Annotated in this window: 14 protein-coding genes; 7 read left to right on the top strand and 7 right to left on the bottom strand. The window is 74.3% G+C overall.

Annotation, left to right across the window (positions count from 1 at the left end; all coding sequences use genetic code 11):
• Positions 1–49: 49 nt before the first annotated feature.
• Positions 50–640, bottom strand: a complete 591-nt coding sequence (locus tag VYL96_RS12270; RefSeq protein ID WP_131886231.1) for a flavin reductase family protein — start codon at positions 638–640, stop codon at positions 50–52.
• Between the two features lie 124 nt (positions 641–764).
• Here VYL96_RS12270 and VYL96_RS12265 point away from each other — a divergent pair, with 124 nt between their 5' ends.
• On the top strand, positions 765–2,348 hold the full coding sequence (locus VYL96_RS12265; RefSeq protein ID WP_243699763.1) for a WS/DGAT domain-containing protein: 1,584 nt from the start codon (positions 765–767) through the stop codon (positions 2,346–2,348).
• Positions 2,349–2,390: 42 nt separating this feature from the next.
• Here the strand turns inward: VYL96_RS12265 and VYL96_RS12260 are convergent, their stop codons facing one another.
• Together VYL96_RS12260 and VYL96_RS12255 are read right to left on the bottom strand one after the other, a co-directional pair.
• Positions 2,391–3,008, bottom strand: a complete 618-nt coding sequence (locus VYL96_RS12260; RefSeq protein WP_131886232.1) for a DinB family protein — start codon at positions 3,006–3,008, stop codon at positions 2,391–2,393.
• A gap of 43 nt (positions 3,009–3,051) precedes the next feature.
• Positions 3,052–3,627, bottom strand: coding sequence for a DinB family protein (locus tag VYL96_RS12255; protein WP_109149267.1), 576 nt, complete (start codon positions 3,625–3,627; stop codon positions 3,052–3,054).
• 120 nt (positions 3,628–3,747) lie between these two features.
• Here VYL96_RS12255 and VYL96_RS12250 point away from each other — a divergent pair, with 120 nt between their 5' ends.
• The 5 genes from VYL96_RS12250 to VYL96_RS12230 are packed head-to-tail and all read left to right on the top strand — an operon-like array spanning position 3,748 to position 9,062.
• The gene (locus VYL96_RS12250) at positions 3,748–4,746 is read left to right on the top strand and encodes a helix-turn-helix transcriptional regulator (RefSeq protein WP_131886233.1); all 999 of its coding nucleotides are present in this window, start codon (positions 3,748–3,750) and stop codon (positions 4,744–4,746) included.
• Positions 4,747–4,756: 10 nt separating this feature from the next.
• Positions 4,757–6,580 (top strand): 2-succinyl-5-enolpyruvyl-6-hydroxy-3-cyclohexene-1-carboxylic-acid synthase, encoded by a 1,824-nt coding sequence (gene menD, locus VYL96_RS12245; RefSeq protein ID WP_131886234.1) that lies wholly within the window; start codon positions 4,757–4,759, stop codon positions 6,578–6,580.
• The gene (locus tag VYL96_RS12240; protein WP_131886235.1) at positions 6,577–7,059 is read left to right on the top strand and encodes a DUF3592 domain-containing protein; all 483 of its coding nucleotides are present in this window, start codon (positions 6,577–6,579) and stop codon (positions 7,057–7,059) included. Before menD ends, VYL96_RS12240 begins: the two co-directional genes overlap by 4 nt.
• 37 nt (positions 7,060–7,096) lie before the next feature.
• Positions 7,097–8,362, top strand: a complete 1,266-nt coding sequence (locus tag VYL96_RS12235; RefSeq protein ID WP_131886236.1) for a glycosyltransferase family 4 protein — start codon at positions 7,097–7,099, stop codon at positions 8,360–8,362.
• 10 nt (positions 8,363–8,372) lie between these two features.
• Positions 8,373–9,062, top strand: coding sequence for a demethylmenaquinone methyltransferase (locus VYL96_RS12230; RefSeq protein ID WP_007630702.1), 690 nt, complete (start codon positions 8,373–8,375; stop codon positions 9,060–9,062).
• 58 nt (positions 9,063–9,120) lie between these two features.
• Here the strand turns inward: VYL96_RS12230 and VYL96_RS12225 are convergent, their stop codons facing one another.
• Positions 9,121–10,398 carry a geranylgeranyl reductase family protein gene (locus VYL96_RS12225; protein WP_243699764.1) on the bottom strand — a complete coding sequence of 426 codons (1,278 nt, stop codon included), beginning with the start codon at positions 10,396–10,398 and terminating at the stop codon, positions 9,121–9,123.
• Positions 10,399–10,543: 145 nt separating this feature from the next.
• Between VYL96_RS12225 and VYL96_RS12220 the strand changes: the two genes are divergently transcribed.
• On the top strand, positions 10,544–11,593 hold the full coding sequence (locus VYL96_RS12220) for a polyprenyl synthetase family protein (RefSeq protein ID WP_061228440.1): 1,050 nt from the start codon (positions 10,544–10,546) through the stop codon (positions 11,591–11,593).
• A 506-nt stretch (positions 11,594–12,099) separates the two neighbouring features.
• On the opposite strand, the gene VYL96_RS12215 is transcribed toward VYL96_RS12220, so the two are convergent.
• From VYL96_RS12215 to modA, 3 genes are read right to left on the bottom strand one after another with little or no spacing between them, the layout of a single operon-like run.
• On the bottom strand, positions 12,100–13,293 hold the full coding sequence (locus VYL96_RS12215; protein ID WP_131886238.1) for a sulfate/molybdate ABC transporter ATP-binding protein: 1,194 nt from the start codon (positions 13,291–13,293) through the stop codon (positions 12,100–12,102).
• On the bottom strand, positions 13,286–14,080 hold the full coding sequence (locus VYL96_RS12210; protein WP_131886239.1) for an ABC transporter permease: 795 nt from the start codon (positions 14,078–14,080) through the stop codon (positions 13,286–13,288). Before VYL96_RS12210 ends, VYL96_RS12215 begins: the two co-directional genes overlap by 8 nt.
• Positions 14,077–14,856 (bottom strand): molybdate ABC transporter substrate-binding protein, encoded by a 780-nt coding sequence (gene modA, locus VYL96_RS12205; RefSeq protein WP_131886240.1) that lies wholly within the window; start codon positions 14,854–14,856, stop codon positions 14,077–14,079. Before modA ends, VYL96_RS12210 begins: the two co-directional genes overlap by 4 nt.
• Positions 14,857–14,861: the final 5 nt, after the last annotated feature.

The following is a 14,861-nucleotide window of genomic DNA, read 5'->3' as shown; positions in this document are numbered from 1 at the left end:
CGTGGGCCGCGGCTGCCGGCGGGGCTGGATAGGAACGGGAGCTCCGGACCTACTTCCGCGGCCGCGGCAGCTCTCGCGTGCCTGGGGCGTAGCCCCACTGGTGGCGGCCGAGCCGGGAGGGCGGCAGAAGGATGTCGAAGTCGGGGAGTCCGTCGTCGGCCATGATCTCCTCGTCGGCTGTCACGCTCACCACGCGACCGAGCAGCATCGCGCTGGTGCCCAGGTCGATCACGTCGTGACGCACGCACTCGAACGCGATCGGGGCCTCCGCGACCCGCGGCGGGGAGACGATGTCCGACGGATCGGCGGTCAGCCCCTGCATCTCGAACTCGTCGACCTCCGGCCCGACGGGTGCCGACGTGGCGTTCATCGTCTCCATGAGCGACTCGGTGCCGATGTTCACCACGAACTCGCCGGTCTCCATCACGTTGCGGTACGTGTCTTTGCGGCCGATAGATGTCACGGACAGGATCGCCGGATCCGCGCACGCGACGGTGAAGAACGAGTACGGCGCCAGGTTGAGCACTCCGTCAGCCGAGACGGTCGACACCCACGCGATCGGCCGCGGCGCGATCGAGGCGGTGAGCAGTGCGTAGAAGCCCTTGGCGGGTGGGTCGTCCGGCGCGTGCACGATGCGCATCCGCCCATTGTGCCGCCGGGTGCGGCCATTGCGCGGCGGCGGATGTCATCACTGTTCTAGCGTGAGCCGCGAGGCGCCCCGCGCTCGAGGAGGCGGGCACCCGGCGAGCGGGAGGAACGGAGCCATGGCGGCGACGGACGGTGCAACGGGCAGCGTGGCGGGCAGTGCGACAGGGGGAAAGACGGACGGGGTGCGGATCCCGCTGCGGGACCAGCTCTGGCTGCTGATGGACCGACCGGACAACCTCATGTACATCAACTCGCTGATGTGGTTCTCCCGCGTGCCGGACTGGGACGCCGTCACAGAGGCGATCCGCACCCGCATGGTCGAGCCGTACCCGGTGTTCCGTCGGGTGGCCAAGCGCAGGGGTCGTCGGTGGTACTGGGTCGACGACCCCGACTTCGATTTGTCGAACCACCTGGTCCACCGGCGTCTGCCCGAACCCGGCGGACGCGCGGAGGCCGAGGCGCACGTCGCCGAGCAGATGGGCGTGCCGCTCCCCGGCGGCAGTCCGCTGTGGCGGGTCGAGTTCATCGAGGGGTACCACCCGGACGGCGCGGAGGATGACGGCGCGGAGGACGAGGGCGCGGCCGAGGAGGGCGCGCTCATCCTGTTCCGCGTCCAGCACGGGGTGGTCGACGGGGTCCGGCTCACGCAGCTGGTCCTGGACCTGTGCGATCACGAGGACGACACCCCGCCGCCCTCGGTCGGCCGCGACCTGTCGCCCCGGACGAAGGGTGTGCTCGGCGCGATGAGCGCGGTCGGAGGGGTCGGCGCCGACGTGGCCAAGGACTCGTTCGGCATCGCCCGCGGGGTGACCGGTGCAGTCCTGGGGCTCCCGGAGACGCTCGGCCGGCTGACCCGCGACGTGCTGGCTCCGGGTCGCCGACTCTCGCGCGTGCCCACGCGCGCCGTGGAATCCCTGACCGACGCCATCGGTCCGACCAATCGCATGGCCAACACCTACCGCTCGGTGTTCCGGCTGCTGTTCGAGCCGCGGTCCGCCGACCTTCCGTGGAGCGGCAAGGTGCACCGCGAGAAGAAGGTGGCGTGGGTCTCCGGTCTGGACCTCGCGGCGATCAAGGAGGTGGCGAAGTCGCACGACAGCACCGTCACCCCGGTGATGATCGCCGCCGTGTCCAAGGCGTTGACCGGGTATCTCGACGCCCATGGAGACCGCCGTGTCTCGGATATCAACCTCATGGTCCCGGTGTCGGTGGGCTCGGGCGACGACGAGGCGGGAGAGCTGGGCAATCACATCACGCTGGTGCTCATGCGGTTGCCGCTGGGGATCGACGACCCGGAGGAGCTGCTCGGCGCGATCACCACCTCGATGACGCGCGTGCGGTACTCGCTCGAGCCGCACGTGACGTTCGCGACGATCCTCACCGTGGCCGCGGCGCCCGGACCGGTGGCACGGGCGGTGATCGACCTGTTCGCCAACAAGACCGTCGGTCAGCTCACCTCGGTGCCGGGTCCGGTCGGCCCGGTCTCGTTGGGCGGGTCGACCGTCGACGGCATGCTCGGGTGGGTGCCGATGAGCGGCGACCAGGCGCTGGGGATCTGCATCTTCAGCTATGACGGCACGGTGACGGTCGGGATCGCCACCGACGCCGAGCTCATCCCCGAACCGGGCGAGGTCGCCGGCCGGATCGAGGAGCAGTTCGCGGAGCTCGCGGGCGGTGCCGGGGAGACTCCGCCCGCGTAGACGGCCGCCGCGGAGCCCCTGGCGGCCACCGCGCCGCCCCCGTCACCACTGCGGCGCGGGCACCTCGGGATGGGCGGCGAACCACTGCCCGATGTAGGACATGTCGATCTGCTGGTCCTCGGCGATCAGCTCGTACATCGTCCGGCCGTCGATCGCCTCTCGCAGGATGTCGGCGTGACCGGAGTGTCGCGCGATCTCGTTGAGCGCGTGGAGGGCGGCCCAGCGCCCGTTGAAGGCGGGCAGCCCCGGCGGGAACCACGGCATCTCCTCGGGCACGGGAACGGGCGCGTCGAGGTCGGCCGCGCGCAGGTGGGCGAGTCCGGCCGCGCACCGCCGGTCGTACTCGGCGAGGATCTCCTCGGCGGTGGCATCGGGGTCGACCCGGTTCACCGCCTCGGCCCAGGCGAACTGCTCGGGCAGGGACCGACCGGTCTCGGGCGCGTTCGGCGCGGCGGCCGCGCGGCCGAGCCAGCCCTCCGCGACCTCGCCGATGTGCAGGATCAGCCATCCGAGCGTCAGTTCGCTGGAGGGCAGCGGTCGTGCGTGCAGTTGGTCGGCGTCCAGGCCGTGGACGATCGACCGGGCGTTGACCAACGCGACGTCGATCCACTCGAGCAGGTTCTCGCGCTCGGTGGGGCAGGTGGCGGGGAACAGTGGCATGACGACTCCTCGGTGTGTGTGGCGGGCGGCGCGTTCGAACGGATCAGTGGGTGTGCGCGTACACGTCGCGCAGGAGGCACATCTCGGCGCCGTGGTGGATGACCTCGCGGTTGATGTGCAGGACCAGGGCGGCCATGGGGTACTCGGCCCACGGGCCCTCCGCCTCACCGATCGGCCGGGCGAGCGCCTCGGCGTCGAGCCCTCGCACGCCGTTCATCCAGGCGGCGTAGGTGAGGTCGAGCTGGGCCAGACCGCCGGCGGCGTCGCCGGCGTAGGTGTGGGTCATGTAGTCGTGCGGGGGGCCGCCGAAGTGGGAGTGCCACCGGGCGCCCAACACGCCGACGACGAGGTGGCCGATCCGCCACGCGATGGTCGTCAGCGGCGCGGGCACGGGTTCGGGGAACTCGAAGTCGATGGTGTGATCGCCTGCTCCGCCCTGCATCGGTGCCCGGCTGGTGCCCCGCGGACGCACGTCCCAGGTCCGCTCGTCGGGCGCGGGCGAGAAGTGGTACTCGTCGTCGGTCATCCCCTCGAGGCGCGGGCGGAGCTGGGTGGTCCAGTGTCGGTCCATCTGGTCGACGAGCTGGTCGGTCCAGTCGAGGGTGTGGGTGGCGGTCATGGCTTTCTCCTTGCGAGGTCGGCTGCGGACAGCGTCGCACCCCATCCGGACAGTTCCGGTCCGCTGGCCGTGGAACACTTCCGTCATGACGGATGACCCGGCGACGAACGGGGGCTCGCGATGAGCGAGGACCGGATGCCCACCACCCAGCGCGTGTTGTGTCTGCTGGACCTGCTGCAGCGTCGGTCGGTGTGGACGGGCGAGGAGTTGGCGGCGGAGCTGGGCGTGACGACCCGCTCGGTCCGCAGGGACGTGGACCGCCTGCGGGACCTGGGCTATCCGGTGGAGTCCGAGCGCGGTGCGGGCGGCGGCTACCGGCTGGGATCGGGTCGTCGCCTGCCGCCGCTGCTGCTCGACGACAGGGAGGCGGTGGCCGTCGCGATCGCCCTGCGTCTGGCGGCCGGCGGCGCGGTGGCGGGGGTCGGGGAGCACGCCCTGCGCGCGCTGACCAAGCTGGACCAGGTGATGCCCGGCCGCCTGCGGGAGCGGGTCGCCGACGTCACCGAGTCGATGGTCGCGGTCGCCGGCGCGGACACCCCGGTGGAGCCGGGTCTGCTGCTCGACCTGGGCCACGCGGTGCGGGGCACGGAGCAGGTGCGGCTCGACTACCGCGACCGCGCGGGGCGGGAGACCGAGCGGCGGGTGGAGCCGTACCGGATCGTCGTGCTGGGCCGGCGCTGGTACCTGCTGTGCTTTGATCTCGAGCGCGCGGACTGGCGCACGTTCCGGCTGGACCGGATCCGCGCGGTGCACCGCAGCCGGTGGCGCTTCACGCCGCGCGCCGACGTGCCGGACCCGGCGGCGCACGTCCAACACGCGGTCACCGCGGCGCCCTACTCGCACGTGGCGCGGGTGACGGTGTTCGCGCCCTCGGAGGAGGTGGTCGAGCTGTTCCCGCCCATGTACGCCACGGTCACCGAGCTGCGCCCCGCGGAGCACCCGGACGGCCCGGCGTGTCGGCTGGAGGCCGGGGCGGCCGACCTCGACGTGCTGGCGTGGTACCTCGCCAGGCTGCCGGGTGAGTTCGTCGTGGAGTCGCCGGAGGCGTTGCGCGAGACGCTGGCGGCGATGGGTGGGCGGCTCACGGATGCGGCGGGGCGGTCGACCTCGCCCGACTAGGCTGGGGGCGATGACTGCCACGCCGAGCAACCCCAGTACCGCGCAGGCCCGTGTCCTGGTGGACGAGATGGTCCGCCACGGGATCACCGACGCGGTCCTGTGCCCGGGTTCGCGCAGTGCCCCGCTCGCCCTCGCGCTGGCCGCGGCGGAGCGGGCCGGTCGGATCGCGTTGCACGTGCGGATCGACGAGCGCGGTGCCGGGTTCACGGCGCTCGGACTCGCGCTGGGCTCGAAGCGGCCGGTCCCCGTCGTCGTCACCTCGGGCACCGCGGTCGCCAACCTCCATCCGGCGATGGTCGAGGCGGCCCATTCCGGCGTGCCGGTGCTGGCGCTCACGGCCAACCGTCCGCCGGAACTGCGGGGGACCGGCGCCAACCAGACCATCGACCAGGTGGGCCTGTTCGGTCCGCACGCGCGCGCGGTGATCGAGCTCGGCGCGGCCGGCGACCCCGTCACCGAGCACCGCCACTGGCGCTCCGCGATCGGCCGCGCGATCCTCACGGCCACCGCGGCCGCGGACCCGGGCCCGGTGCAGGTGGACATCGCGTTCCGCGAGCCGCTGGTGCCGGGCGAGGGCGACGAGGAGTTCGTCCTCGGTGGCGGCCCAGGGGGGTACGACGACGAGGTGGACCCCGGCGACGGCTCCCGCGGTCTGCCGGAGGGGCGCCCGGGCGGTCGTCCGTGGGTGCAGCGGGCGGGCGCGGGGGTCGATTCCGCTCCCGCCGCCTCGGCGGTGGCGGTGGACCTCACGCGGCCCACGTTGGTCGTCTCGGGGGTGGGGGCGGCTCCGGTCTCCGGGCTGGTGGGCGTCCCGACGGTCGCCGAGCCCGGGGCGCCGGTCCCGCTGCATCCGGTGCACCCGCTGGCGATATCGTCGCTGCGGCCCGAGCAGGTGGTGGTCACCGGCCGGCCGACGCTGCACCGCTCCGTGACGCGGTTGCTGGCCGACCCGGAGGTCGACCTGGTGATCCTCGACGCGGGCCCGCGCTCGCCCAATCCCACGGGCAGCGCCGCCGAGCTCGCCGACTCCGTGCTCACCGGCTGGGGGGTCGAGCGGTCGTGGACCGAGACCACCGCCCGTGCCGACGCCCACGCCCGCGCGGCCGTCGACCGGCTGCTCGACGAGCACCTGGACGCGGGCGCCCCGACGGGCCTACACGTGGCCCGCGCCGTGGCCCGCGGCGTGCGGGCCGGGGACAACCTCGTGGTGGGCGCCTCCAACGCCGTGCGGGACCTGTCCTTCGTGGGGCCGATCGACCCCGACGTGTCCGTGTACGCCAACCGCGGCGCCTCGGGGATCGACGGGACGGTGTCCACGGCGATCGGTGTCGCGCTGTCGGCGCCCGGTCGCACCGTGGCGCTGCTGGGTGACCTCACGTTCCTGCACGACATCTCGGGGCTGCTGCTCGGTCCCCGTGAGCGCCACCCGTCGGATCTGCTCATCGTGGTGGCCGACGACGACGGTGGCGGCATCTTCTCCCTGCTCGAGCAGGGCGATCCGCGGCTGGCCGCCGACTTCGAGCGGGTCTTCGGCACCCCGCACGGCGCGAACCTCGGTGCGATCTGCGCGGGCGCCGGGGTGCCGTTCACCGACACCGATCCCGCCGGGCTCGAGGCGATCCTCGCGCAGCCGTCGGTGCCGGTCGCGCACCACGACATCGTCCCCGAGGGCCTGCGCGTGGTGCGGGTGGGCACCGACCGGCAGGGCCTGCGTGAGCTGCACGCGGCCCTGCGCTCGGAGGCCGTCGAGCCCGGGGCCTCGGCGCCCGGTACCACCGCACCCGGCGGCGCGGGGTCCGGCGCGACCGGGCCCGGGGCCTCGGACCCCGAATGACCACGGGCACCGTCTCCGCGCGTCGGGCCCGTCGCGCGGTGTACGCCCGGCAGGGCGTGCGGGTGGTGGCGGCGGCCGCGGCGGCGTTCTCCGTGCTCACGGCCGTCCTCATCCTGCTGGCGTGCTTCGTCAACGACCAGCGCATCGACCGGGACATGGGCAGCGCCACGGCCACCGTCACCGAGGTCACCGACCGGCGGGCCGCGGTGGAGTTCGACGCCGGCGGCGGCCGGACGGTGCGCCCGGTGACCGGCGTCTTCTACCCGACGGGCCTGGTGGAGGGGCAGCGCGTGCAGGTGGAGTTCCGCCGCGCCAACCCCGACCTCGTCCGGGTCTCCGGCCGCAGCTGGACCGTCGCCGTGGTGCCCGCCCTGTCGGTCCCGGCGGTGGTCGTGCCGCTGGCCGCGCTCGCCTACGCCGCCGCGTCACCGGGGGTTCACCGGGCGATTCCACGAATTCCCCGCACCGACCCGCGCTGATCACCGGCCCGTGGCCGGGCCGGGCGACAGTGAGGGCGTGCGCGTAGCCATCGTCACCGAATCGTTCCTGCCGAACGTCAACGGCGTCACCAACTCCGTCCTGCGCGTGCTGGAGTACGCGCGCCGACACGGCCACGACTGCCTCGTCGTCGCCCCCTCCGACCAGGTCGGCTTCTGGCAGGGCGCGGCCGGTGCCGTGCAGGCGCACCCGCTCGTCAGCGCCGTCTCGCCCTACCTCGGCCGGCCGGCGTCCGACGGGCCCGACCCCGACCACCACCTCGGTTACCCCGTCCACCGGGTCACGGCCGTGCGGGTGCCGGCGGTGTCCTCGCTGCCGGTCGGGGCGCCCAGCCCCAGCGTGTACAACGCCCTGCGCGACTTCGCACCCGACGTGGTGCACCTGGCGTCCCCGTTCGTGCTCGGCGCCGCCGGTGCCGCCGCGGCCCGCGCCCTGGGCGTGCCCTCGGTGGCGGTGTACCAGACCGACGTGGCCGGCTTCGCCGACGCCTACGGGATCGGCGTCCTCGCCGACGCCGCGTGGGCCTGGACCCGGGCGATCCACGCGACCTGCGACCGCACCCTCGCCCCGTCGACCGCGGCGATGGAGGACCTGGCCGCCCACGGCGTCCCACGCCTGTACCGGTGGGGGCGGGGCGTCGACGCCGAGCGGTTCTCGCCCACCCGGCGCAGCGCGGCCCTGCACCGGCTGTGGTCCCCGGACGGGCGGCCCGTCGTCGGATTCGTCGGCAGGCTCGCGCCGGAGAAGCGCGTCGAGCGCCTCCGGCCACTGGCCGACGGTTCCGGCCCGGGCGGCGACGTCCGACTCGTCGTCGTCGGCGACGGACCCGACCGCCCCGTACTCCAGGCCGCCATGCCCCACGCGGTCTTCACCGGCGAGCTCCACGGCGAGGCCCTCGCGCGTGCCTACGCCACGCTCGACGTGTTCTGCCACCCCGGCGAGTTCGAGACGTTCTGCCAGTCCATCCAGGAGGCCCACGCCTCGGGCGTGCCGGTGATCGGCCCGGACGCCGGCGGCCCGCGCGATCTCGTGCAGGCCGGCGTCAACGGCGTCCTGCTCGACCCGGGCCGGTACGCCGCCGAGGTCTCCGCGGCCCTCGACGCCGTGCTCGCCGACCGCGATCGGCTGGCCGCCGCCGCCCGCGCCACCGTCGCGGGGCGCACCTGGGACGCCGTCTGCGGACAGCTGTTCGACCACTACGCCGCCGCCGGCGCCCGCTCGTCCACGGGCCGCGTCGGCTCCTCCGCGGGCCGGGTCCGCGTGGGCCTCGGCCGGGCCGGGTAGCGTCGGGGGCGTGTCCCGCGCCAATCTCGACAAGCAGCCCCGCGACGTCGCGTCGATGTTCGACGGCGTCGCGAAGCGCTACGACCTGACCAACACGATCCTGTCCGGAGGCATGGACCACGTGTGGCGGCGCCGGGCCCGGTCGCTGCTCGCGCCGCGGCCGGGGGAGCGGATCCTCGACCTGGCCGCCGGCACCGCCGTGTCGACCGTCGAGTTGGCCAAGTCCGGCGCGTGGTGCGTGGCCGCGGACTTCTCGCTCGGCATGCTGCGCGCGGGCGCGGGTCGTGACGTGCCCAAGGTCGCGGGCGACGCGATGAAGCTGCCGTTCGCCGACGCCTCCTTCGACGCCGCGACCATCAGCTTCGGCCTGCGCAACGTCCAGGACACCGCCGCCGGTCTGCGGGAGATGGCGCGCGTGGTCAAGCCGGGTGGGCGGCTGGCGGTGGTGGAGTTCTCCACGCCAGTCTTCCCGCCGTTCCGTGCGCTCTACATGAACTACCTCATGCGGGCGCTGCCCAAGATCGCGACGAGCGTGTCCTCCAACCCGGACGCGTACGTCTACCTGGCCGAGTCCATCCGCGACTGGCCGGACCAGCAGGCACTGCTCGAGATGGTTGAGGCCAGCGGCTGGGAGCGCTGCAGCGTCACTAACCTCACCGGCGGCATCGCCGCGATCCATCTGGCCCGCCGCCCCGCCTGACGCCGTCCGCGCCCTCGGTCCGCCGGCGGAGGCCGTCCGCCCGGGGTGCGGCGCGCTGTCAGTCGGCGAAGAGCGGGCGCCGGTCGAGCCTGCGGGCCACCGACCCGGCCGCCCGCCACGCCCGCGCCACCACGTCGCGGTCAGAGTCCGCCACCGTGTTGGACATGCAGCGCACCGCCGCAGTCATCAACGTCTGCGAGCGCATCCCCACCGGGCCGGCCATCGGCAGGAACCGCGGGTAGGTGAGCAACCGGGCGGCGTCCCGGGCGATCGCGAACGCCTCGCCGTACGTCCGCCGCAGCACCTCCGGCCACGCGTGCGTGAGCGGCTCGGTGCGGGCATCGACGCCGCCCGAGCCCGTGCCGTGGCCGGCGAGGATCAGCTCGGCGAGCAATCTTCCGCCCTCGAGTGCGTAGTCGATGCCCTCGCCGTTGAGCGGGTTCACGCACGCCGCCGCATCACCCACCGCCGCCCAGTTGCGACCCGCCACCCCCGACACCGCGCCGCCCATCGGCAGTAGCGCCGACGTCACCGCCCGCGGCTCACTCTCCAACGCCCAGTCGTCGCGAACGCTACGGGCGTAGTGCCGCAGCAGCTCCTTGACGGCCACGTTCGCCGGGCGCGCCGACGTCGCCAGCGCCCCCACCCCGAGGTTGACCTCGCCGTCGCCGAGCGGGAACACCCACCCGTAGCCGGGCTGGATGGCACCCGCCTCGTCGCGCAGCTCGAGATCGGACCCGATCCACGGATGGTCGTGCCGAGCGGATCCGACATACGACCGCGCCGCCACGGCGTAGACCGTGTCGCGATGCCAGGTGCGACCCAGCAGACGACCCACCGGCGACCTCACGCCATCGGCCACCACCAATGTCCGGCACTCCACGCGATCGTCCCCGGCCAGGACGGCGGCCACCTCGTCGTCGTCGCCCCTCTCCACGCCCGTCACCCGAACGCCGTCGTGCACCACCGCGCCGGCCTCGACCGCCGCCTGCCGCAGCCGGTCGTCGAACACCGTCCGCCGCACCGCCGACCCCGTGCCGCCGTGCTCGCCCGCCGGCCACGGCACCCGCCGCTCGTGGCCGAAGCCCCGCAGTTCGAGGCCGCGGATGGTGATCCGGTCCCGCGCCCAGCCGCCCAGGCCCAGCCGGTCCACCTCGAGCATCGCCCGCGGCGTCAGGCCGTCCCCACACGTCTTGTCGCGCGGGAACTCCGCGGCGTCGAGCACCGTCACCTCGCGACCCGCCCGCGCCAACCACGTCACGGTCGCCGCCCCCGCCGGGCCACAGCCCACCACGAGGACATCGGTCGAAGAGGGAAGACGCCGCCGGGACTCCATACGCACCATGGTGGCAGGTCGGCGGGCGCGACGGTCGCCGGCACCTCGGGCGGGGTGGGGTGCCGCAGCCGCCGGGCCGGGACCGTAGTCTGTCGGGAAGGGCCGGTCGATGCCGACCCGCACCAGGCGACGAGGACGAGTGGGGATGTCGAGCGATTCAGTGACGACCGGCACCGCGGACACGGCGACGGACCACGTGGTGGCCGGCGTGGACGTCGGTGACGCAGACCTCGCCGCCGCCCTGCGAGGGCGACTCGACGAGGTTGAGAAACTGCTGGTCAGCCGGCTCGAGAGCGGCGAGGACTTCCTCTCCGAGGTCGCCCTTCACCTCGTCACCGCCGGCGGCAAGCGCTTCCGGCCGATCGTGACCCTCCTCGCCGGCGAGATCGGGCCCGAGCCCGACCACGAGCGCCTGGTCAAGGCCGCCGTCGTCTGCGAGATGATCCACCTCGCCACCCTGTACCACGACGACGTCATGGACGAGGCCAGCATGCGCCGCGGCGTCGAGTCCGCCAACAGCAGGTGGGACAACTCCACCGCGATCCTCGCCGGCGATTTCCTCTTCGCCCACTCGTCCATGCTGCTGGCAGACCTCGGTCCCGCCGCCGTCCAGCTCATCGCCCAGACCTTCGCCGAACTGGTCACCGGGCAGATGCGCGAGACCGTCGGGCCCGGCGTCGGCGGCCGCGACGAGGACGCAGCCCAGCACTACCTGCGCGTCATCTGGGAGAAGACCGGGTCGCTCATCGCCGCCGCCGCCCAGTTCGGAGGCGAGTACTCCGGCGCGACCGGCGAGCAGATCGCGCGGCTGCGCAGGTTCGGCGACGCGGTGGGGATCGCGTTCCAGATCGCCGACGACATCATCGACATCGCCTCCCCGTCCGCCGAGTCCGGCAAGACCCCCGGCACCGACCTGCGCGAGGGCGTGCACACCCTGCCGATGATCTACGCGATGGAGGCCGGCTCGCCCGACAGTCCGCGACTGCGCGACCTGCTGGCCCAGCCGCTCACCGACGACGCCGAGGTCGCGGAGGCGTTGGAGTTGCTCCGTGTCTCCGACGGCATGCGACGCGCGCGGGCGACGCTGGAGAAGTACGTCGACGACGCCATGGCCGAGCTCGACGCCCTGCCCGCCGGCCCCGCCAACGAGGCGCTGCGCCGACTGGTGCGCTTCACGGTCGACCGCGTCGGCTGAGCTGCCGCGGCGGCTGAGAGACCGCGGCCGGCGCTGACCGGGCGTGTGCGTGCGGCGGTCCGCGTGCGGCGGTCCGCGTGCGCGGCCGGTGCAGCGCAGCCGCTCCCGGGCCTGGCGTCTCGCTCCCGGCGATGCACGGCCCGTGGACAGCCGCGCGTCACGATGGCGTCTGGCCTGCCCGCCGGTGCGCGCGAGACGCCATCGCGAGGGGCGGCTGTCGGGCGGGATGTGCGGGATGAGCGAAGCGCGCCGGATTCGCCTCTGAGCGGTCCAGCGGGCAGTTCCGTGGCGGGGGTTGTGGCACGCGACGGCCCGAGAGGGCGTTACTACTCGATACGGTCGTAACCACTGCGATTTTAGGTCGTAGCCATCTCGCTCCGAAGGCCGATTCAGCACGATGACTACCACCAATTCCTGGATGGTGACGACCACACTGCAAGGGCGGGCGAACAGGCGCTGTCGCGGGCCGGTGGTGCGGCGGCGGGGCTGCGGCGCGGCGGGCCGGGTCAGCCGCGCGGGTAGAGCACCACCTGGGTGGCCTTGACGACCAGCGTGACGGGCACGCCCGGCCCGAGCGCGAGTTCGGCGGCCGATCGCGTCGTGATCTCCGCGTCGACCCGCTGGCCGTCCCGGAGTTCCGCGGTCACGCGCGTCAGCGCCCCGGCCGGAGCCAACGACACGACGCGGGCAGGCCACGCGTTCCGCGGGCTCGCGGCAGGCGAACGCGCGGACGCAGGGCTGGCTGGGCCGAGGAGACCGGCGGGAGCGGCAGGGCCGGCCGGGCCCGGATCCGAGACTGACGGGGTGTCGGCGGGGGCGGCGTGCACGGCCACCGCCCGCGGATCGACCGTCGCCACCGCCCGCACCCCGCTCCGCCAGCCGGTGGCGGCATTCGCGCGGATCCCGGCCACGGCGTCGCCTCCGGGGGTGCGTACCTCGTCGTCGTCGACGATCCCCTCCACCAGTGAGACGCCGGCCAGTCGCGCGGCGAAGTCCGACGCCGGGCGCGACAGGACCTCCTCGACCGTGCCCGACTGGGTGGCGCGGCCGGAGAGGACGACGACGACATCGTCGGCCAGCGCCCACAGGTCGAGCGGATCGTGGGTCACCATGACCACGGCCCGGCCGGTGAGCCGATCGGCGAGGAGGCGCCGGATCTCCGGGGCGACCTCCACGTCCAGTGCGGCCAGCGGCTCGTCGAGCAGCACGAGTTCCGGGTCGACGGCCAGCGCGCGCGCGAGCGCCACTCGCTGGGCCTGCCCTCCGGACAGTTCGTGCGGGCGGCGGCCGGCGAGGTCCGCGCAGCCCACGGCCTCGAGCTCGGTGCGGGCGCGGGCGAGGGCGTCGCGCCTGCGGACGCCGCGGGCGCGGGGGCCGTACGCCACGTTGTCGAGAGCGGTGAGGTGCGGCAGCAGGCCGGGACGCTGCTCGAGCGCGACGACGCGGCGACGGTGCGCCGGCACATGGGTGCGGGGCGAGCTGACGACGCGGCCGTCGAGGCGGACCTCGCCCGAGTCGGGGCGCAGGTGCCCGGCGAGCAGGGACAGCGCCGTGGACTTGCCCGCGCCGTTGGGTCCGACGATCGCCAGGCGGCGGCCGGCGGGGACGGTGAGTCGGAGGTCGACGTCGCGGGCGGTGACCCGGCAGGCGAGCTCGGCGGCAGGCGCGGCGGCAGCCGCGGCGGGGGACGGGTCAGTCACGGCCCGACACCGCCCGGCGGGCGACCAGCGCCGAGAGCACCATGAGCACCGCCGCCACCGCGATGAGGACGACGGCCAGGGCGAGGGCGGTCTCGGTGTCGGTCTCGCGGCTGAGATAGATCTCCAGCGGCAGGGTCCGGGTGGTGCCCTGCAGGGAGCCGGCGAAGGTCAGGGTCGCGCCGAACTCGCCGAGCGCGCGGGCGAACGACATCGTCGCCCCGGCGACCAGGGCGGGCAGGACGAGCGGCAACGTCACGGTCGCCAGGACGCGGGACGGGGAGGCGCCCAGCGAGGCGGCCGTGCGCTCGAGCCGCGCGTCCACCGACCGCAGCGCGCCCTCCAGCGCCACCACGAGGAACGGCATCGCCACGAAGGTCTGCGCGATCACCACGGCCGCGGTCGTGAACCCGACCTCGACCCCCAGCACTGACAGATGCCGGCCCACCACGCCCGTGCGGCCGAACGTGATGAGCAGCGCCAGGCCCGCCACGACCGGGGGCAGCACCATCGGCAGCGCCGTCACGGTCCGGGCCACGGCCGCCAGCGGCCCACCACTTCGGGACAGCAGCACGGCCAGCGGGGTCCCCAGCAGGACGCACAGCACGGTGGAGAGCGCACACGTGCGCAGGCTGAGCCACACGGCGTCGCGGGCGGCCTCGGAGGTCAACAATTCGGGGACCCGGGTCCACGGCACGCGCACCGCCATCCCGGCCAGCGGCAGGGCCGCCACCAGCACGGCCACCGCGGCGGCGACGAGCAGCCACCGGGGAAGCGGCGGCCGGGTCACGGCGGGCCGAACCCGTGCTCGGCCAGCACCGCACGCCCGGCGGGACCCGTGACGGCGTCGACGAACCGGCGGGCGGGCCCGGAGTCCGCAGCGCGGTCGACGACGGCGATCGGATACACGTTGGGCACGGTGTCGGCCCCGGCGATCGGGACCTGCTCGACCCGGTCGGCGGCCGCGAGCGCGTCGGTGACGTAGACGATCCCGGCGTCGGCCTCCCCCGAGGCGACCTTGCCGCGCACGTCGGTGACCGCGGACTCCTCACTCACGGGACGCAACTCGACCCCGGCCGCCTCGGCGAGCTCCCGCGTCGCGGACCCGCACGGCACGCCGTCCGCGCAGACGACCACCCGGGCGCCGTCCAGGGACGCGTCGAGCCCGGTTATCCCCGCGGGATTGCCCGGCGGGGTGATGAGCGTGAGCACGTTGGTGGCGAAGGGGGCGGGGTCGCCGGAGACCAGCCCGGCGTCGACGGCACGGTCCATGGTCGCGACGTCCGCGGCGGCGAACACGTCCGCGGGGGCGCCGCCGGCGAGCTGGTCGACCAGGCCGTTGGACCCGCCGAAACTCAGCCGGATCGACACACGGGGCTCGGACCTCTCGACCTGCTCCGCGATCTCCGTGAACGCCCCGCTCAACGAGGCGGCGGCGAACACGGTCAGGTCGCCGCCCTCGTCGTCGTCGCCACCGGACGCGCACCCCGCGAGCAGGGACAGGCCCACCACGGCGACCATCGCGGCGGCGCGGCACTGGCGGCCGACCGCGCCCGGGGAGCCCACGGCCC

It is taken from the genome of Dietzia maris, assembly GCF_036287335.1.
Lineage (GTDB): Bacteria > Actinomycetota > Actinomycetes > Mycobacteriales > Mycobacteriaceae > Dietzia > Dietzia cinnamea.
The sequence above is the reverse complement of the archived record's forward strand: the minus strand, read 5'-3'. Positions and strand labels throughout refer to the sequence as shown.